General features: G+C 60.8%; 18 protein-coding genes. 9 read left to right on the top strand and 9 right to left on the bottom strand.

The features are described from left to right. Positions 1-148 precede the first annotated feature (148 nt). Together ERD78_RS04905 and ERD78_RS04900 are read left to right on the top strand one after the other, a co-directional pair. Entirely contained in the window at positions 149-1,153 is a 1,005-nt protein-coding gene (locus ERD78_RS04905) for a Bug family tripartite tricarboxylate transporter substrate binding protein (protein WP_129968105.1), read from the top strand. Positions 1,154-1,415: 262 nt separating this feature from the next. After that, complete coding sequence (locus ERD78_RS04900) at positions 1,416-2,078, top strand: YiaD family glycine zipper/OmpA-like lipoprotein (RefSeq protein WP_180029187.1); 663 nt, start codon at positions 1,416-1,418, stop codon at positions 2,076-2,078. A gap of 151 nt (positions 2,079-2,229) precedes the next feature. On the opposite strand, the gene ERD78_RS04895 is transcribed toward ERD78_RS04900, so the two are convergent. After that, the gene (locus tag ERD78_RS04895) at positions 2,230-2,622 is read right to left on the bottom strand and encodes a helix-turn-helix domain-containing protein (RefSeq protein WP_167668842.1); all 393 of its coding nucleotides are present in this window, start codon (positions 2,620-2,622) and stop codon (positions 2,230-2,232) included. Positions 2,623-2,781: 159 nt separating this feature from the next. Between ERD78_RS04895 and ERD78_RS04890 the strand changes: the two genes are divergently transcribed. Then, positions 2,782-3,537: a response regulator transcription factor gene (locus ERD78_RS04890; RefSeq protein ID WP_129968103.1), complete on the top strand. Its 756-nt coding sequence runs from the start codon at positions 2,782-2,784 to the stop codon at positions 3,535-3,537. Here the strand turns inward: ERD78_RS04890 and ERD78_RS04885 are convergent. Then, entirely contained in the window at positions 3,513-4,778 is a 1,266-nt protein-coding gene (locus ERD78_RS04885; protein WP_129968102.1) for a D-amino acid dehydrogenase, read from the bottom strand. The genes ERD78_RS04890 and ERD78_RS04885 overlap by 25 nt on opposite strands. Before the next feature lie 168 nt (positions 4,779-4,946). Between ERD78_RS04885 and ERD78_RS04880 the strand changes: the two genes are divergently transcribed. Continuing rightward, on the top strand, positions 4,947-5,435 hold the full coding sequence (locus ERD78_RS04880) for an Lrp/AsnC ligand binding domain-containing protein (protein ID WP_129968101.1): 489 nt from the start codon (positions 4,947-4,949) through the stop codon (positions 5,433-5,435). Here ERD78_RS04880 and proB read toward each other — a convergent pair. The 5 genes from proB to ERD78_RS04855 form a co-directional block, all read right to left on the bottom strand. Beyond that, positions 5,416-6,591 (bottom strand): glutamate 5-kinase, encoded by a 1,176-nt coding sequence (gene proB / locus ERD78_RS04875; protein ID WP_129968100.1) that lies wholly within the window; start codon positions 6,589-6,591, stop codon positions 5,416-5,418. The genes ERD78_RS04880 and proB overlap by 20 nt on opposite strands. 90 nt (positions 6,592-6,681) lie before the next feature. After that, a complete protein-coding gene (obgE, locus tag ERD78_RS04870) occupies positions 6,682-7,803 on the bottom strand; it encodes a GTPase ObgE (RefSeq protein ID WP_129968099.1) in 1,122 nt (373 codons plus the stop codon). A 127-nt stretch (positions 7,804-7,930) separates the two neighbouring features. After that, a complete protein-coding gene (rpmA, locus tag ERD78_RS04865) occupies positions 7,931-8,191 on the bottom strand; it encodes a 50S ribosomal protein L27 (RefSeq protein ID WP_129968098.1) in 261 nt (86 codons plus the stop codon). Between the two features lie 28 nt (positions 8,192-8,219). Next, entirely contained in the window at positions 8,220-8,531 is a 312-nt protein-coding gene (rplU, locus tag ERD78_RS04860; RefSeq protein ID WP_129968097.1) for a 50S ribosomal protein L21, read from the bottom strand. A gap of 112 nt (positions 8,532-8,643) precedes the next feature. After that, positions 8,644-9,585, bottom strand: a complete 942-nt coding sequence (locus ERD78_RS04855) for a LysR substrate-binding domain-containing protein (protein WP_129968096.1) — start codon at positions 9,583-9,585, stop codon at positions 8,644-8,646. 177 nt (positions 9,586-9,762) lie between these two features. Here ERD78_RS04855 and ERD78_RS04850 point away from each other — a divergent pair, with 177 nt between their 5' ends. Genes ERD78_RS04850 through ERD78_RS04840 form a run of 3 tightly spaced genes read left to right on the top strand, consistent with a single transcriptional unit; the run spans position 9,763 to position 13,028 of the window. Then, positions 9,763-10,746, top strand: a complete 984-nt coding sequence (locus ERD78_RS04850) for a Bug family tripartite tricarboxylate transporter substrate binding protein (protein WP_129968095.1) — start codon at positions 9,763-9,765, stop codon at positions 10,744-10,746. 60 nt (positions 10,747-10,806) lie between these two features. Next, positions 10,807-11,685: an N-formylglutamate amidohydrolase gene (locus ERD78_RS04845; protein WP_129968094.1), complete on the top strand. Its 879-nt coding sequence runs from the start codon at positions 10,807-10,809 to the stop codon at positions 11,683-11,685. Between the two features lie 47 nt (positions 11,686-11,732). Next, complete coding sequence (locus ERD78_RS04840; RefSeq protein WP_129968093.1) at positions 11,733-13,028, top strand: Zn-dependent hydrolase; 1,296 nt, start codon at positions 11,733-11,735, stop codon at positions 13,026-13,028. A gap of 84 nt (positions 13,029-13,112) precedes the next feature. On the opposite strand, the gene argJ is transcribed toward ERD78_RS04840, so the two are convergent. Both argJ and ERD78_RS04830 read right to left on the bottom strand, forming a co-directional pair. Further along, on the bottom strand, positions 13,113-14,339 hold the full coding sequence (gene argJ / locus ERD78_RS04835; RefSeq protein WP_129968092.1) for a bifunctional glutamate N-acetyltransferase/amino-acid acetyltransferase ArgJ: 1,227 nt from the start codon (positions 14,337-14,339) through the stop codon (positions 13,113-13,115). A 130-nt stretch (positions 14,340-14,469) separates the two neighbouring features. Continuing rightward, complete coding sequence (locus tag ERD78_RS04830; RefSeq protein ID WP_245152328.1) at positions 14,470-15,006, bottom strand: MarR family winged helix-turn-helix transcriptional regulator; 537 nt, start codon at positions 15,004-15,006, stop codon at positions 14,470-14,472. Between the two features lie 292 nt (positions 15,007-15,298). On the opposite strand from ERD78_RS04830, the gene ERD78_RS04825 reads away from it, so the two are divergent. Both ERD78_RS04825 and ERD78_RS04820 read left to right on the top strand, forming a co-directional pair. After that, complete coding sequence (locus tag ERD78_RS04825) at positions 15,299-17,710, top strand: bifunctional salicylyl-CoA 5-hydroxylase/oxidoreductase (RefSeq protein ID WP_129968091.1); 2,412 nt, start codon at positions 15,299-15,301, stop codon at positions 17,708-17,710. Continuing rightward, the gene (locus ERD78_RS04820; protein ID WP_245152327.1) at positions 17,707-18,522 is read left to right on the top strand and encodes an SDR family NAD(P)-dependent oxidoreductase; all 816 of its coding nucleotides are present in this window, start codon (positions 17,707-17,709) and stop codon (positions 18,520-18,522) included. Before ERD78_RS04825 ends, ERD78_RS04820 begins: the two co-directional genes overlap by 4 nt. Positions 18,523-18,535 lie beyond the last annotated feature (13 nt).

Below are 18,535 nucleotides of genomic sequence, written 5' to 3'. Positions count from 1 at the left end.
CCGGGGGCGCCAGATTGCCGTGCGCCGCTCGGCAGAGATTGCGGCATTTGCTTTCCCTGTTTGCCGGCGGCCGGTCCACTTGGACGGAACGGCCGAATTTGGTGTAGGGTTATGGCTTTCCTTCTCCACACATAACAAGGTATTTCATATGTTTGCCCGTTTGAAGCCTGCCTCCAAGGTTGCCGCGCTGCTCGCAGCCACTGTCCTGGCACTGCCGGCTGCCCATGCCGCGGAGGCCGCGGATGATTACCCATCCAAGCCCATCACTTTTGTCGTGCCGTATTCCGCTGGCGGTCCGCTTGACGGCATGGCCCGCCTCATGGCTGAAAAGGTCAAGGATGACCTGGGCAGCGTTGTGGTGGAAAACAAGCCTGGCGCGGGCGGCAATATCGGCGCCAGCTATGTGGCCAAGACCAAACCCGACGGTTACACGCTGATGATGGGTGCCGTGGCCATCAACGCCATCAACCCCTGGCTCTACAAGGATTTGCATTTCGATCCGATCAAGAGCTTCTCGCCGGTAACGCTGGTGGCATCGGTACCAAACGTGCTGATCGTCAACAAAGAGTTTGCCGACAAGAACAAGATCGGCAGCGTTCAGGATCTTGTCGACTTTGCCAAGGCGCATGACGGCGAATTGAACTTCGGATCGGGTGGAAACGGCAGCGCCGGCCACCTGGCCGGCGAGCTGCTCAATGTGCGCACCGGCATCAAGACCGTCCATGTTCCCTATGCTGGGGCGGCACCCGCGAAACTGGCGCTTCTTGCCGACCAGGTCAATTTCATGTTCGATAATCTGGCATCGGCGGCCAGCTTGATCAATGATGGAAAGGTCAAGGCGCTGGCGGTCACGACAACCGACAGATCCACCATTTATCCGGATCTGCCCACCATGCAGGAAGCGGGCGTCGAGAACTTCGACCTGGGAACGTGGTTCGGCGTGTTTGCCACGGGCGGTACGCCGCCGGCCATTATCGACAAGCTGAATGCTGCCTATTCCAAGGCGCTGATGGACCCGGAAGTACGCAAGAACCTGCGCACCATGGGGTCGACCGCGGAGCCCAATTCACCCGAGGCATTTGCCGCTTTCGTCAAGAGCGAATTGGCCAAGTACAAGGAAGTCGTGGCTGCATCCGGCGCCAAGCTTTTCTGATCAAGGACAGACCAGACGAACAAGGGCCGCGCATGCGGCCCTTGTTCATGCGATGCCGCAAGCCTTCCTCCCGACACTGGCCTCTCGCGGCCTGGCGCTACTCCTGGAAAGGCGGGCGTAAACGGCGGTTGCCGGCCGCCAAACCGTCAATAAAAGTCAATTCCGCTTACCCTGAATAACAATGTAACACCGTGTTCGCGAATCATTGCTAGCATGGGTGCCCAGGCAGACTGCGCTGCCCACTAGCAATAAGGAGAATGACATGAAGGTAACCATGCGGACAGGCCAACTCGCCACGGCAATCACAGCGATTGCCTTGATGGCTGGCTGCGCGAACATGAACCAGATGGGCACTGGCGGCAAGACTGCCGTGGGTGCCGGCGCGGGAGCCGCAGTGGGCGCCGGCCTTGGCGCGCTCATTGGCGATAGCAGCGAGGCGGCGGCCATCGGCGCCGGCATTGGCGCTGTGGCTGGCGGCATCGCGGGCTACAACTGGTCCAAGGTGAAAAACGATGTGGAGCAGTCGGGCGCGTCCAATCTGGGTGTGGACGTGACCGAGATGCCCGATGGCACACTGCGCGTGAACATTCCTAGCAATGTGTCGTTCGATACCGGCAAGTACCAGCTTAAGCCGGCGCTTCTGCCTGTGCTTGACAGCGTTGCCCGCGCTCTTGTCCAGCATCCAGAGCTGCGCGCGAAATCCATCGGCTATACCGACAGCACTGGCTCGGCGTCCGTCAACCAGACATTGTCGGTGAACCGTGCCACCGCCGTCACCAACTATCTGGCGCAGAAGGGCGTCCCGGCGAGCAATCTGACGGCCGAAGGCCGCGGCCCCAGCAATCCTGTGGGCGATAACGCCACGGCGGAAGGGCGTGCCATGAACAGGCGCGTCGAGCTGTATCTGTACGCGGTCCAGAAATAGTAAGCCGCGCCGTTGTACGGCTGAAGAAGAAGGCCCCCGCAAGGGGGCTTTCTTTTTTGGGGAGCCAGGGTGCTGATTGGCTGCGTGATTGGCGTGCCGGCGCGGCACGGCAAATAATGTGAGCTGGCCGGCTTGCGTCGTTCGGGCCGGCTTAGCGCTTTCTTTGAAAAGACTGCGTCAGGCTGATCACCGTGTCTTCGATGATGGCGCGCTCGGCATGGCTCAATGCCCAGTATTCATCGGCCGAGATGCCGGTAAATGGCCAGCCGGACGGCAGGCCCCGCATTATGGCCATGGGCTGGCTGATCCGATTGCGGGACAAGCCTGATTCGTCGGCCTCCATAGGGCCCGTGCCATAGGCCAGCCACGCCGCATTCACCCTCAATACCTGGGCAAGCGCAACCAGATCCTTGGCGGACTTGCGGCTGCCATTCTCGTAGTTGGAAATAGCGCCCTGCGAAAGGCCACAGGCCTGGGCCAGCTCCTGCTGGTTTAGGCCGCGTTGGCGCCGAGCATAACGAAGGCGGTCAGAAAACAGATTCACGTTTGTGATTGAACGATGTAATGACACCACAGTGGTGATAATCACAATTACAAACGTGATTTGTTGTTGTAAACTTATGTAAAAATATAATTCTTTGAGTATCTTAATGGTGCCAGGCCGATTGGCCTTGTTGCCATTCGCCAATAAAACGAGGCTCGCTTGACTCAGACAATCTCATACGCCACGCCGGCTATGCAGCCCGCCGTCATGCTTTTTGCACCGCCAGGCATCGAAACATCCATTGGCAATTGCCTGCGCCGCGGTGATGAGCTCGAAGCCCACGGCTTTCGCGTGCAGCATTGCACAGACATGCCGGCGTTGTGCCGGGCGGTTCATCATCACGCCAACGCCGGCAATCTGTCGGCCATTGTGCTGGGCGGGGCGCATGCCCAGAACTGCATTGCGGCGTCGCAATTGCGCGCGCTGCACCCAGCCTTGGGCATCGTTGTGCTGGTGGACAGCCATCACGAATCCAGCCTGCTTCATGCGCTGCAAAGCGGGGCTGATTGTTATTGCCCCGCGTCGGCGTCGCCTCAACTGGTTGCCGCGGTTCTATACCGTCTGCTCTGGCGCCTGGATGCGCTGGGCGCGCGTGCCGACACGGCGCGCAAGGCCGTGTGGTCGCTGCCTGAGCAGGCCTGGATACTCGCAAGCCCCGACGGCAAGCGCATTGCCCTGACTACAGGCGAACGCGCATTCCTCATGGCACTGCTGGCCGCACCCAACCAGCGTGCAACGCATACTACCTTGATTCAGGCGGTCAATGCAGCCTACGAGCTGGAATCCTCCACGTTTCTGCAGAGCCGGCTCAGTGTGCTGGTCAGTCGTCTGCGGCGCAAATGCTCGGAGCAGGGGCTGGGCCTTCCGCTGAAGTCAGTGCACAACTGGGGCTATATGTTTACGGGAGCCGTATAACGGCTGATGGCTAGATCGTCGCTGCGGATTTCCGTTGGCTTGCCAGACACAATATCGGCAATCAGTTGTCCGCTGCCGCAGGACATCGTCCAGCCCAGCGTGCCGTGTCCCGTGTTCAGGTACAGCCCGCGCACAGGCGTGGGTCCGATAATCGGTGTGCTGTCCGGCGTCTTTGGCCTGAGCCCGGTCCAGAACTTCACGTCGCCAGGCTCGCGCGCGCCAGGAAATAAATCGTCCACCACCATTTCCAGCGTTTGCTGGCGCTTGGGATCAAGGGTTTTGTCAAAGCCCTTGATCTCGGCCATGCCCCCAATGCGTATCCGCTGGTCAAAACGCGTGACGGCGACTTTATAGGTCTCATCCAGCAGGGTCGATACCGGTGCGCGCCTGTCATCGGCGATTGGCACTGTGATCGAATAGCCCTTCATGGGGTAGACAGGCAGCCGCATCGCGGCGCTCAGCAATTGGGTAGACCATGATCCAAGTGCCACCACATAGGCGTCGCCCGTTACCAGCTCAGTGCCGCATTGCACACCGCGCACGTTCGAGCCTTCGATGTGAATGCGATCTATGGAAGTGTTATAGCGAAAATCCACGCCTGCCTCGGCGGCAATGGCAGCCAGACGATTTGTGAACAGGCTGCAGTCGCCTGTTTCGTCATCTGGCGTGCGCAACCCGCCGACGAGTGCATGCGTCGCATGTGCCAGGCCGGGTTCAACCTCGACCAGGTCGGCGCCATCCAGCAGCTCGTAGGCCACCCCGGCATTCTGGAGTACTTCAATGTCCTTGCCCGCCTGGTCCATCTGGGATTGTTTGCGGAACACCTGCAACGTGCCTTGTCGACGCCCCTCGTACTGAATGCCGGTAGCCTCGCGCAACGTGCTCAGGCAGACGCTGCTGTATTCCGACATGCGTATCATGCGTTCCTTGTTGATGGCATATCGGTGCGCATTGCAGTTGCGCCACATCTGAAACATCCACCAAAGCTGGAACAATGTGCCGTCCGGCCGGAACGACAGGGGCGGATGTTCGGCAAACAGCCATTTCAATGCCTTGACAGGCACGCCAGGGGCAGCCCACGGCGAAGAATAGCCAAAGGACACCTGTCCGGCATTGGCAAAGCTGGTTTCAAGGGCCGGGCCTGCAAGGCGCTCAAGCACGGTAACCTCATGTCCCGCCTTGGCCAGGTAATAGGCGCTGGTCACGCCAATCACGCCCGCGCCCAGTACTATGACTTTCATCAGTACGCTCGCTCAAGTGAATTTGGGCAGATGATAAGTCAGATACTCAATAAAATTTTATTGAAAATCGTGGCTTTTCAGTAAAATCTGCTGATTCAACAAGACCGCCATCATGCCTTCCCGGAGGCGCACATGAAGTGGCCAAGCCGAAATTGAGGGAGTACTGTCTTGCGCATACAACGAAAACCGGTTGCTACGCTCGATCGGCTGGATCGCCATATTATCGACATTCTCCAGCGCGACGGTCGCATATCCATGACGGATCTGGCCGATCAGGTCGGGCTTACCGTTACGCCTTGCATAGATCGCGTCAAGCGGCTGGAGCGCGAAGGTATTATTACGGGCTATCACGCAAGCATATCGCCGGCCGCGCTCGATGCCGGCCTGCTGGTGTTCGTGGAAGTCACCATATCCCATAAGTCCGATCGCAGTTTCGATGACTTCCGGCGTGAGGTGCTGGCTATACCTCACGTCATGGAGTGCCATCTGGTGTCGGGCGACTTCGACTATATGGTCAAGGCCCGCATACGGGAAATCGGCCAGTATCGCAATCTGCTGGGCGATATATTGCTGCGTCTTCCGGGCGTCACGCAAACCAAGAGCTGCGTGGTCATGGAGGAAATCAAGGAAACGATGTTTATTCCGGCTCAGAAGTAAGCCCGCCGCCCGGCGTAGTGCGTACAAACACCATGTTGTCGCGGTGCATGAGCTCGGGGTCTGACATGCTGCCCAGGATGTCGGCAATACGGCGGCTGGGCTGGCGCAGAATGCGTCGCGTGTCGCGCGCCGAGTAGTTGATGAGGCCGCGGCCCCACTCGATGCCGTCGGGGCCGACACAGGCCACCACGTCGCCGCGCTCGAACTCTCCCTCGACCGCGGTGACGCCGACCGCAAGCAGGCTTTTGTGGCCTTGCATGAGGGCATTGACCGCGCCGGCGTCCAGCATCACGCGGCCCCGCAGGCGCAGGTGGTTGACCAGCCAGCGTTGGCGCGCAGACCGTACGGGCAGCAGGGCGCGCAGCGTCGTGCCGATGGACGCGCCGTCAGCCAGGCGAAGCAGTACATCTGGCTCGCGGCCGGATGCAATCACTGTATTTCCTCCGCTGTTTGCCGCGCGCTTGGCCGCAAGCACCTTCGTGAGCATGCCGCCAGTACCGATGCTGGTGCCGGAGCCTCCCGCCATGCGCTCCAGCGCCGGATCGCCTGCCTTGGCCTCGGTTATGAGTTGTGCATTGGGATTGTTGCGCGGATCGGCATCATACAGCCCCGCTTGGTCGGTAAGTATGACCAGCGCTTCCGCTTCAATAAGATTGGTGACCAGTGCGCCGAGCGTGTCATTATCGCCCAGCCGGATTTCATCTGTCACCACGGTGTCGTTTTCATTGACGATGGGTACTACGCCCAGCCCCAGCAGTGTGTACAGCGTGCTTCGGGCATTCAGGTAGCGGTGCCGGTCAGCCAGATCCTCATGTGTGAGCAGGATTTGCGCCGTGCGTATGCCATGCCGGGCAAAGGCGACCTCGTAGGCCTGCACCAGCCCCATCTGCCCGACAGCCGCAGCCGCTTGCAGCTCATGCATGGCATTGGGCCGGCGCGGCCATCCGAGCCGCGCCATTCCTTCGGCAATGGCGCCGCTGGATACCAGCACCATCTGTTTCCCGTGGGCATGGAGAGCGGCAATCTGCCCGGCCCATTGGTCGACTGCGGCCAGGTCCACACCCTTGCCTTCATTGGTGACCAGGGACGATCCCACTTTGACGACCAGCCTTCTGGCCTGGGATACGGCAGACGATTGTGGATTGGAAGCAGCCATGGACGGAAACGAAAGAATATGCGGTCGGGAAGCCTGTGGTGCGGTATGGATGGAGCAGGCCCGGGATAGGGGCGGGCCGGGCGAGGCAGCTCAGGCCGGGGGCGCCGTGTCGGGAGTGCCGCGATTTTCGTCGAATCGCGGGTCTTCCGCCACATAGCTGCCGTCGGCCTTGTCCTGTACCTCGTTGTCCAGCCGGCGCTGGGCGTCCAGCCATTCCTGGAGCTTAAGCATAAGATGCTGTGTGCCGACGCCTGTAAGTGCCGAAATGGCAAATACGGGGTCGGTCCAGCCCAAGGCCTGAACCAGCGCCCGCTGGACGGATTCGGGCTCGGCAACCATGTCGAGTTTGTTGAGAATCAGCCAGCGCGGCTTGTTGTACAGATCGGCATCGTAGCGCCGCAGCTCCTCGGAAATGGCACGGACCTCCGCCTCGGCCTGGGCGACGATATCGGCATCGGGATCGGGCGATGATACATCGACCAGATGGAGCAGAACCCGCGTGCGTGACAGATGCCGCAGAAATAGGTGGCCGAGCCCGGCGCCCTCGGAAGCGCCTTCGATCAGGCCCGGAATGTCGGCGATGACGAAGCTGTGCGAGGGGGAAGTGCGTACGACCCCCAGATTGGGATGCAGTGTGGTGAAAGGGTAGTCAGCCACTTTGGGCCGGGCGTTTGATACCTTGCTGATCAATGTGGATTTGCCCGCATTGGGCATGCCCAGCAGGCCAACATCGGCCAGTACCTTGAGCTCCAGCCGCAGCTTGCGCTGCTCGCCCTCCTTGCCGTATGTGAACTGGCGCGGTGCGCGATTGGTGCTGGACTTGAAATGCAGATTGCCGAGGCCGCCCGCACCGCCGGCGGCAAGCGTGGCCTTCTGGTTATGGCGGTCCAGGTCGAAGAGCTGCTCTCCGGTTTCCGCGTCGAAAATGACAGTGCCCACGGGCACCCGCAGCAGGATGTCCGGCGCGCCTGCGCCGTATTGATCGGAGCCGCGGCCGTTTTCGCCGTTTTTTGCGCGGTGCAGCCGGGAAAACCGGAAATCGACCAGCGTGTTGATATTGCGGTCGGCCACCGCATGAATGCTGCCGCCGCGACCGCCGTCGCCGCCGTCCGGGCCGCCCTTGGGAATGAATTTTTCGCGGCGAAAGCTCGCCGCGCCATTGCCGCCTTTGCCGGCAATGACTTCTATGGTGGCTTCGTCTACGAATTTCATGGTGTATGTGTTGGATAAGGCTGCCATCCGGCGCTCGGCTGGAGGCGCGCCGGTGCTTGCGCTATTCTAAAACAAAAGCCCTGCCACGATGCCGGCAGGGCTTCTGGGTAAACGGCTGGCGAGTTGCTTACTCTGCGGCAACCACCGAGACGGTACGCTTGTTGAGCGCGCCCTTGACTGCAAACTTAACGGTGCCATCGACCAGCGAGAACAAAGTATGGTCTTTGCCAATGCCGACGTTGGTGCCGGGGTGAAACTGCGTGCCACGCTGGCGCACAATGATGGAACCAGCCGAAATAAGCTGGCCGCCGTAGGCCTTGACGCCCAGGCGTTTCGATTCTGAGTCGCGGCCGTTACGGGTTGAGCCGCCGCCTTTTTTCTGTGCCATGTTTAGCTCCTGCTAAATACCGCGTGCATCAGGCCGTAATGGCTTCGATGCGAACTTCGGTGTAGTTTTGACGATGGCCCTGGCGCTTTTGGTAATGCTTGCGACGGCGCATCTTGAAAATTTTGACCTTGTCGTGGCGGCCTTGCGCAAGAACGGTTGCCTTGACCACGGCACCGGAGACCAAGGGCGTGCCAATCTGCAACTGCTCGCCCTCGCCAACCGACAATACCTGGTCCAGCGTGATTTCTTGCCCAATGTCTGCCGGTATCTGTTCTATCTTCAGTTTTTGGCCAGCGGCAACGCGATACTGCTTGCCACCGGTTTTTATGACCGCGTACATGTGGGAAATTCCTAAAAATGAATAGCCTTGGCCGAAAATGCCAAGCTCATGATTCTACCTGGAAATTTCAATTGAAGTCAAACGAATGCCTGTACGGGGTGCCTCGGCGTCCTCAGGCGGAAAGGGCCGCCTCGCCGGCCGGCACGTCCTCGTCGTTCACGCGTGTGGGCGCCGCCTCCATCGCATCAAGCATCCATGTCCGAAAGGCCTGCAGCGTGGGTAAGCGGCTCTTGTGCTCTGGATAACAGAGGTAGTAGCCATTGTGCGCCGTAATGGGCACATCCAGAGGGACGATCAGCTTTCCGTCCTGCAATTCCTCTTCCACCAGGCAGCGGGGAATGAGCGCCGTGCCGAAACCGGCGATGGCTGCCTGTGTCAGCAGTGTGAACTGGTCAAAACGCGCGCCCTCCCGGCTGTGCGGGGTGTCGTGCCCGGCGTCGCGGAACCAGTCGGGCCAGGACTGTTGCGCCGTTGTGTGGTGCAGCAGTGGCCGCGACAGCAGATCTTCCGGCGATTCGGGCGGCGTCTTGAAGAGGTTGGGCCGGCACACGGGCACGACCTCCTTGCCCACAATGTAGTCCGCCCGGCTGCCGGGCCATACGCCATTGCCGAAGCGCACCGCCGCATCGACATCGGGAGACGAGAAGTCATAGCCCATGCGATGCGGAAGAAAGCCTATGTGCAGGTCGGGATAGCGGCGGCGAAGCTTGGGCAGGCGGGGAATGAGCCATTTTGCCGCGAAAGAGGGCATACAGGTGAGATTGAGCGTGCCGCCCAACCCTTGATGGGCGATGAGCGCAAGCGAGGCGGCCTCGATGCGGTTCAGGCTGGCCCGTACATCATGCAGATAGCTGTGGCCGGCATGGGTCAGCACCAAGCCGCCGCGCGTGCGCAGGAATAGATCGACTCCAAGGAATGTTTCCAGATGTTTTATTTGCTTGCTCACCGCGCCCTGGGTGATGCACATTTCATGTGCGGCGCGGGTAAAACTTCCTTGCCTGGCGGTCACTTCGAAGGCTTGAAGGTCGGTGATGGAAGGGCAAAAGCGGCGCATGGAAGAGATACAAGCCTGAGGGATCAGACCTCAGACAAGGCTTTAAGTATGACAAAACGGAATAGGTTAGTGAAATTCTTTCGTTTGCACAAATTGGACAGCCGCGGCAAGAATGTCGCCTCGACGCGGCATGTGGAGGCATGACCGCGCCTTTCAATTAATCAATCTGGAGACGCTATGCAACGTCGCAAACTGATACTCAGCCTATGTGTGGCGGGCGCCGCCGCTTTCACTTCCACTTTCGCCGGTGTTGCGAGCGCCGCCTACCCTGACAAGCCCATTCGCCTCATCGTGCCGTTTGCGCCAGGCGGCACAACCGACATAGTCGGCCGCCTGGTGGCCGAGAAGTTGGGCACAGCGCTGGGCCAGCCCATTGTCGTTGAAAACCGCGCCGGCGCAGGCGGTTCCATTGGCACGGGCACTGTGGCGCAGGCCAAGGCGGATGGCTACACGCTGGGCATCGCTACGGTCAGCACGCATGGGATCAATCCCGTGGTTTACAAGAGCCTGCCGTTCGACGCTGAAAAAGACTTCCAGCCCATCACCAACCTGGCATCGGTGCCCAATATCATGGTTGTGAACCCCAAGGTTCCAGCCAAGAACATGAAGGAATTCATTGCCCTGGCCAAGAAGTCGCCTGGCAAGTATGCCTATGCTTCCGCCGGCAATGGCTCGGTTTCCAACATGATGGGAGAGCTGTTCAAGATGGCGTCGGGCACAGACCTGCTTCACGTCCCCTATCGCGGCGTGGGTCCCGCCCTGACCGACACACTCGCCGGTCAGGTTGATGTTCTGTTCGACAATCTTCCCTCCTCGCTGCCGCATGTCAAGGAAGGCAAGCTGGTCGCGCTGGCCGTGGCCGCGCCCGAGCGCAGCGCCACGCTGCCCGATGTCCCCACGTTTGCTGAAGTGGGCCTGGAAGAGGTGAACGATCCTTCATGGTTCGGCCTGGTTGCACCCGCCGGCATTCCCGCCGATGTGCTCAAGACGCTGAACGAGGCGGCCGTCAAGGTCCTGGCCCAGGAAGACGTCAAGACGCGTCTGGCGCAGCTTGGCGCCAGCCCTGTTGGCAATAGCCCAGAAGATTTCGCCAAGACCATTTCCGCGACGATTGCCCGCAATGCGCGCATCGTGAAAGAAGCCCATATAGAGCTCAAGTAATACGCTCCACAGACCACCGGCCCGATAATTCGGGCCGGTTTTGCATATAAGCCTCGCATCATGCATTTTTCGACTCAGCCCCTTTCATACCGATACATTGCGCCGGACAATTACCCGGCCTCAGACAACGCCGCTCCTCTGGTGCTGGACTCGCCGCACAGCGGCACGGATTATCCGCCCGATTTCGATCCCGCCATCGCGTTGGGGCCTCTGCGCACGGCGGAGGATACCTGGGTGGCAGACCTATGGAACAACGCGCCTGCCCAGGGCGTACCGCTGCTGGCGGCGCGCTTCCCTCGCAGTTATATCGATGCGAATCGTGGCCCCGAGGAAATAGACCCTCAGCTGCTGGCCCAGCCATGGCCCGAGCCGCTTCCCGAGTCTCCCAAGGTCAAGCTCGGAAAAGGACTGATCTGGCGCATGATGGACGACGGCACGCCGCTGTATAGCCGCAAGCTGTCGCATGATGAAGTGCGCCATCGCATCCAGGCCTGCTGGGAGCCTTATCACGAGGCGCTCAAATCATGTCTGGATGCGGCACATGCACGTTTCGGCCAGGTCTGGCACATCAACTGCCACTCCATGCCCAGCGTCGCAGGCGCCTATGCCACAGACAAGCCCGGGCTTGTTCATCCTGATTTCGTGCTGGGGGACCGCGACGGCGCCACCGCGGCGCCCGCCTTCAGGGAGTTCGTGGCCGAATGGCTGCGCGCACGAGGCTACGACGTCGCCGTCAACGATCCGTACAAAGGCGTGGAAATCGTGCGGCGCCATGGTGATCCGGCAAACGGTCGTCACAGTCTTCAGGTGGAAGTGAACCGCAAGCTGTACATGGATGAGATCAGCCTGCGTCCGAACGCGGGCTACGAGAAGCTGCGTGCCGATCTGAGAGATCTCGTTGCGGCGCTTGTCGTCTGGACGCAGGGCCAGACGGGCTAGCGCCGGAAGCCATACCGTAAATCAATCCAATAGCACAGGAGGCCGGCATGCCGGAAAATGCGCAATTCGCCCTCGCGCCGCCCAATCGAGCGGTTCTGGCATGTCTGAATGCAGAACGTTTGTGGCATCGGGTGCAGACGCTTGCGGGCTTTACCGATGCGCAACGTCCGTGGACACGCCGCGCCTTCAGCGCATTGCATGCTCAGTCGCGCGATTGGCTGCGCGGCCAGATGCAGGAAGCGGGCCTGCAGACATCGCTGGATGCGGCGGGCAATCTCATCGGGCGACGTCCGGGCCGCCGGGCGGATGCCGCGCCGCTCGTCACGGGCTCGCACTGCGACACGGTCATGGACGGCGGCCGCTTCGATGGCATCATAGGCGTGCTGGCCGGCATAGAATTCGCGCACGCCTTGCATGACGCGCAGGTTCAGCTTGACCACCCTCTGGAGGTCATAGACTTTCTTTCCGAAGAACCCAGCGACTATGGCATTTCCTGTGTTGGCAGTCGCGGTATGACGGGCCTGCTGGATGACGCCATGCTGGCTTCCGCACGTCTGGACGGCGAAACCCTGGCTCAGGGCATGGTTCGGGTGGGCGCCGCGCCTGACCGGCTGCAGACTGCCCTGCGCGGCAAGGGCGATACGGCTGCATTTGTCGAATTGCATATCGAGCAGGGCCCGGTCCTGGAAACACGAGGGCTGCCTATCGGTGTGGTCAGCCATATTGTCGGCATACGGCGGGTTGCATTGACGGTGACGGGCCGGCCAGATCACGCAGGCACCACACCCATGGACCTTCGCCGCGATGCCCTGGTGGGCGCCGCGCGGCTGATCGAAGGCGCGCATGCCAGGGCTCAGGCCCTCGCTGCGGGGACCGATTACGTAGTGGCCACGGTGGGTCGCCTGGACATGACGCCCAATGTTCCCAATGCCGTACCCGGCCACGTTGAGCTGGTGCTGGAGGTACGTAGCGACAACGACCAGGTACTGGCCGGTTTCCCCGAGGCGGTGCTCGCCGGCACTGCTGAGGGACTGAAGGCGCTCCGGGTATCTGTGGACATGCGCGAGCTGAGCCGGTCCCGGCCGACGGCGTGCGATCCTGATGTCATGCGGGTTATAGAAGCGGCGTCATCGGGGCTGGGCTATGCGAGCGCCGTATTGCCCAGCGGCGCCGGCCATGACGCGGCCTACATGGCCCGCAGCGGGCCCATGGGCATGGTGTTCATTCCATGCAGGGACGGCCGCAGCCATTGCCCGGAAGAGTGGACCGAACCAGAGCAACTGATGGATGGCGCGCGCGTACTGGCGGCCAGCCTGATGCACCTGGACGTCGCAAGACCTTGACCCTCGTGCCGCTCGCCTCCTTGCGGCACGGCCTTGCCGGATGCAGTGTCACGAGGGCCGAGGCCCGATGTTGCGTGCGGAACCTCAGGATCGATAGTCGGCGTTGATGCTGACATACTCGTGCGAGAAATCGCAGGTATATACCGTTTCAGACGCGTTGCCGCGTCCCAATGCAATACGCACCAGGATTTCGGCCTCTTTCATGACGCGCTGGCCATCTTCCTCGCGGTAGCTTGCATGGCGTTCACCGTTGCTCGCCACCAGCACATCACCCAGCCAAAGCCTGATTCCGCCAATATCCAGATCGTCGATGCCGGCGTAGCCGATGGCGCACAGGATGCGGCCGAGATTCGGGTCGGACGCATAGAATGCGGTCTTGACGAGAGGCGACTGGGCGACCGCATAAGCGACTTTCAAGGCTTCTGCGGATGTGCCGGCCTCCTGCACCTGTATGGTCATGAATTTGGTGGCGCCTTCGGCATCGCGCACGATTTTCTGCGCCAGTTCGCATGCGGCCTCGGAAAGCGCCTGCAGTAGCTGCGTATAGCGCGGATCGGATACCGCCTCGATGCTCACATCCGCCTTGCCCGTGGCTGCGATAATGAACGAATCGTTGGTGGACGTATCGCCATCGACGGTGATGCGGTTGAACGATTGATCGGCGACCGTGCGCACCATGTCCTTGAGCAGTTCGGGCGCAATGCCGGCGTCGGTCGCAAGAAAACCGAGCATAGTCGCCATGTTGGGGCGTATCATGCCCGCACCCTTGCTGATGCCGGTAATGGTGACCAGCGTGTCGCCCAGCTTCAGTCGGCGCGACACGACCTTGGGCTGAGTGTCGGTGGTCATGATGCTGTGGGCGGCCTGCAGCCAATGGGCGTCGTCCAGGTCCGCTGCGGCGCGAGGCAGCGCTGCCACCAGTTTTTCCACAGGCAGGGGTTCCAGGATGACGCCTGTTGAGAATGGCAGCACTTGCTGCGGCTTGATGTCCAGTACCTCTGCCAGTGCGATACAGGTTTGCGAGGCGGCCTGCATGCCTGCCTCGCCTGTACCAGCGTTGGCATTGCCTGTATTCACGACAAGCGCCTGAATGTCCAGGCTGCCGGCCAGGTGGGTCTCGCATACGCGCACAGGCGCGGCGCGAAAACGATTGCGGGTGAACACGCCCGCAACGCTGGTGCCTTCGCAAAAACGGAACACTGTCAGGTCCCGCCGCCCTGCCTTGCGCACGCCCGCCTCCGCGGTGCCTATCTGCACGCCGGGAACGGGGAAGATATTGGATTCTGGAGGAATGACCAGGTTGACAGCCATGACGCGACTCTGAAACGTGAAGTGAAAGCGTTCATTCTATATCAGGCCGGGCAACCGGCCCGGCGCGGACGCGCCGAACGGAAAAGCAAGGCCTGCCCACACCCCGGGGGCAGCCGGATGGATGCCGGCGTCAGGCTTGTCCAGAGAGTGGCGACCCATCGGCGAGGGCCTGGCGCTGCGCACGCTTAAGTTCTCCAAGGGCGTCGAACAATGCTTGCCGGCTGGGCTCGGACAGGCCTCCGAACATGGATTGTATCCATGACTCGTGCGCCTGGGCCATCTTGCGGAAGTTGCGCTTGCCTTTGCTGGTGAGCCGGATAAGCGAACTGCGGCCATCGCTTGCGTTGGGAATGCGCTCCACCAACCCTTCCTTCTCGAGCTGGCCGGTGATACCGGTGATGTTGCCATTCGTAACCATCATGTGGCGTGATACCTCACTCATTTTCATGCCTTCGGGGGCGCGTAGCAATTGCGCCATGAGGTCGAAGCGCGGCAGGGTGGTGTCGAACTGGGTGCGCAGGCGGGTGCGCAGTTCGCTTTCTATGAGATTGCAGCAGGTGAGCAGACGCAACCACAGGCGCAGATCGCGGTGGTCCTCCGGGACGGTGCGGCTTTCCAGATCGGGAAAGTCGGAAACCATGCTGGCGGCGGGAAGAAATTCACTCATAGGATCGATCTCGGCGACAAACGTGGGCCTGACTATTTTAACCTTCAATTAGATAGCAGTAACACCGAATTGTCACGGGCCCGAGTGCGATGGACGCGCAGTGACGACAGTGTAGGCGTTTCCCCTGATCCGGCGCTTGATAAATGAAGCACTTTAAAAAAATCCTTGCAAGACGGTTTCTGTGCCGATATAGTTTAGACTTAAACTAAATTGGATGTATGGTGTGGCGCCAGGCATCTGCTTTTCGGACGCGGGCTGCGTCCGGGAAGCGCGCAGTAATACGGGAGAGAGCATGAATATCGTATGCATAGGCGGCGGACCGGCAGGGCTGTACTTCGGCCTGCTGATGAAGCTCAGCGATCCGGCCAACGAGGTGACGGTGATCGAGCGCAACCGTCCATATGACACATTCGGCTGGGGAGTCGTGTTTTCCGACGCCACGCTGGAGAATCTGAAGGAAGCGGATCCGGTATCGGCCGACCAGATCATCCAGGCATTCAATCACTGGGACGATATTGCCATTCACTTCAAGGGCCAAAGCCTGCGCAGCAGCGGACACGGCTTCATAGGGATAGGTCGCAAGAAACTGCTGAATATCCTTCAGGCGCGCTGCGAGCAGGCGGGAGTGAAGCTGGTCTTCGAAACGGAAGTCACCGACGACCAGGTGGCGGCGCAGCGCTACGATGCGGATCTGGTCATCGCCGCCGACGGTCTGAACAGCCGGGTGCGTACCCGATATGCCGATACTTTCAAGCCTGATATCGACGTCCGGGAGTGCCGTTTCGTGTGGCTGGGCACTGAGAAAACCTTTGATGCCTTTACCTTTGCATTCGTACAGACCGAGCACGGCTGGTTCCAGGCGCATGCCTATCAGTTCGAGCCAGGCATGTCCACGTTCATTGTCGAGACGCGCGATGAAACATGGAAGGCGTCGGGTCTGGAGTCCATGTCACAGGAAGAGGGCATTGCATTCTGCGAACGGCTTTTCGCGCCATGGCTGGATGGCAAAGGGCTTATATCCAACGCAAAGCACTTGCGCGGCTCAGCCATATGGCAGCGTTTTCCGCGCGTCATCTGCGATACCTGGGTGCATGAACAGTCATTGCCTGGCGGACGCCGCGTACCCGTCATCCTGATGGGCGATGCAGCCCATACTGCGCATTTTTCAATAGGCTCGGGCACCAAGCTCGCTCTGGAGGACGCCATAGAGCTGCATCGCTCGATTCAGGCGCATCGGGGCGATCTGCCTGCTGCCCTGCAGCATTATCAGGACGTCCGCAGTCTTGAAGTACTCAAGATACAGAATGCGGCGCGCAATTCCACGGAATGGTTCGAGAATGTGGCGCGCTATGCGGAATTTGCGCCGGAGCAGTTTGCCTATTCATTGTTGACGCGCTCTCAACGGATTTCCCACGAAAACTTGCGGGTGCGCGATGCGGGCTGGCTTGAGGGTTATGAGCGCTGGCTGGCGCAGCAGGCGCGGAAGCAGGTGTCCGGCGTCGGGGGCCAGGGGGCCGATGGTGCACGGGCGGTTTCCACACAGGATGCGCAGCCTGCCGCCGGTCAGGACGCTCATCCCATGCCGCCCATGCTTACACCCTATCGTGCGCGTGAAGTCGTGCTTAAGAATCGCATCGTGGTGTCGCCGATGGCCATGTACTCATGCGTGGACGGCATTCCGAGTGATTTCCATCTGGTGCACCTGGGAGCGCGCGCGATGGGCGGCGCAGGTCTTGTCATGGTTGAAATGACTTGCGTATCGCCTGAAGCGCGCATCACCCCCGGATGCCCGGGCTTGTGGAACGACACGCAGATGCAGGCCTTCAAGCGAATTGTTGATTTTGTTCATCAGAACACGGACGCGCGCATCGGCATACAGTTGGGGCACGCCGGCCGCAAAGGATCGACGCGGGTCAGTTGGGAGGGCACGGACCAGCCGTTGCCCGAAGGCAACTGGTCGCTGGTCTCGGCATCGGCGCTGCCCTATATCGAAGGCGTGTCACAAATACCGCAGGCTATGACGCACCAGCAGATGGAGGAGGTCAAGGAAGAGTTCGTGGCAGCGGCCCGTCGCGCTGAGCAGGCCGGATTCGACTGGCTGGAATTGCATTGCGCGCACGGCTATCTGCTGTCCAGCTTTATCTCGCCCCTGACGAACCTGCGTGACGATGAGTATGGCGGCTCGCTGGACAACCGGTTGCGCTATCCGCTGGAAGTCTTCAGCGCCGTGCGCGAGGTGTGGCCGGCGCACAAGCCCATGTCGGTGCGGATATCGGCCACGGATTGGGTGGAGGGCGGCATCACGGCGGACGACGCGGTGGAAATTGCGGCGCGCTTCAAGGCTGCGGGTGCGGACATGGTGGATTGTTCCTCGGGCCAGGTCAGCAAGGCGGAGCAGCCGGTATTTGGCCGCATGTACCAGACACCATTTGCCGATCGCGTGCGCAACGAGGCCGATGTGCCCACCATTGCCGTGGGCGCCATTTTCGAGGCCGACCACGTGAACAGTATTATTGCTTCGGGCCGCGCCGACCTGTGCGCGCTGGCGCGCCCGCACCTCGCCGATGCCGCCTGGACCTTGCGCGAAACGGCTCGCATCGGCTTCGAGGACATCAGTTGGCCGCGGCAATATTTCCCGGCCAAGCGCCAGATGGAAACCAATTTTGAACGAGCGGCCGCCTATGCGCAGTCGATAGGCAAATGATGCAAGCCAGTTCAGAGAAGTCAGCGCCGGCATTACATGCATCGTTGGAGGGGCGGCATGCGCTGGTGACCGGCGGGTCGCGCGGCATCGGGCTGGCTGCCGCAAAACGCCTGCTGGCACTGGGGGCGAAGGTCACCATCATGGGGCGCAACCAGGACGTACTGGAGGCGGCCAAGGCGGCGCTCGAGCCCATGGGCGGGGTGGCGATCGCATGTGGCGATGTCGCTCAGCGAGACCAGGTGCAAGCCGCTTTTGAGCATGCACGGGCGCTGCATGGGCCCGTCGGCATCCTGGTCAACAATGCCGGTCAAGCCGTCAGCCAGCGCTTTGATCGCCTGGATGAACAGGGATGGCACGACATGTTGTCGGTCAACCTGACGGGAGTTTTTCATTGCACCCAGGCCGCGCTGCCGGACATGCTGCATGACAGCTGGGGCCGTATTGTCAATGTTGCCAGCACGGCGGGCGTAAAGGGCTATGCATATGTCAGCGCCTACTGCGCGGCCAAGCATGGCGTGGTGGGACTGACACGAGCATTGGCACTGGAGGTTGCAGGCAGGGGGATCACCGTGAATGCAGTGTGTCCGGGCTATACCGATACGGACATTGTGCGCGAGGCGGTCGCCAACATCAGCCGCAAAACCGGATCGTCCGACGATGAAGCACGCAGTGCGCTCACGGCGCGCAACCCGCAGGGCCAGCTGGTGCGGCCGGAAGAGGTTGGCTCGGCGATAGCATGGTTGTGCCTGCCGGCTTCATCGGCAATCAATGGCCAGACCGTTCCTGTGGACGGTGGAGAAACCGCGGGCTGATGCAGTCCGCAAG

Source organism: Allopusillimonas soli, assembly GCF_004153445.1.
Taxonomy (GTDB): domain Bacteria; phylum Pseudomonadota; class Gammaproteobacteria; order Burkholderiales; family Burkholderiaceae_B; genus Allopusillimonas; species Allopusillimonas soli.
Note: the sequence above shows the minus strand (reverse complement) of the source record. Positions and strands in the feature narration are given on the sequence as shown.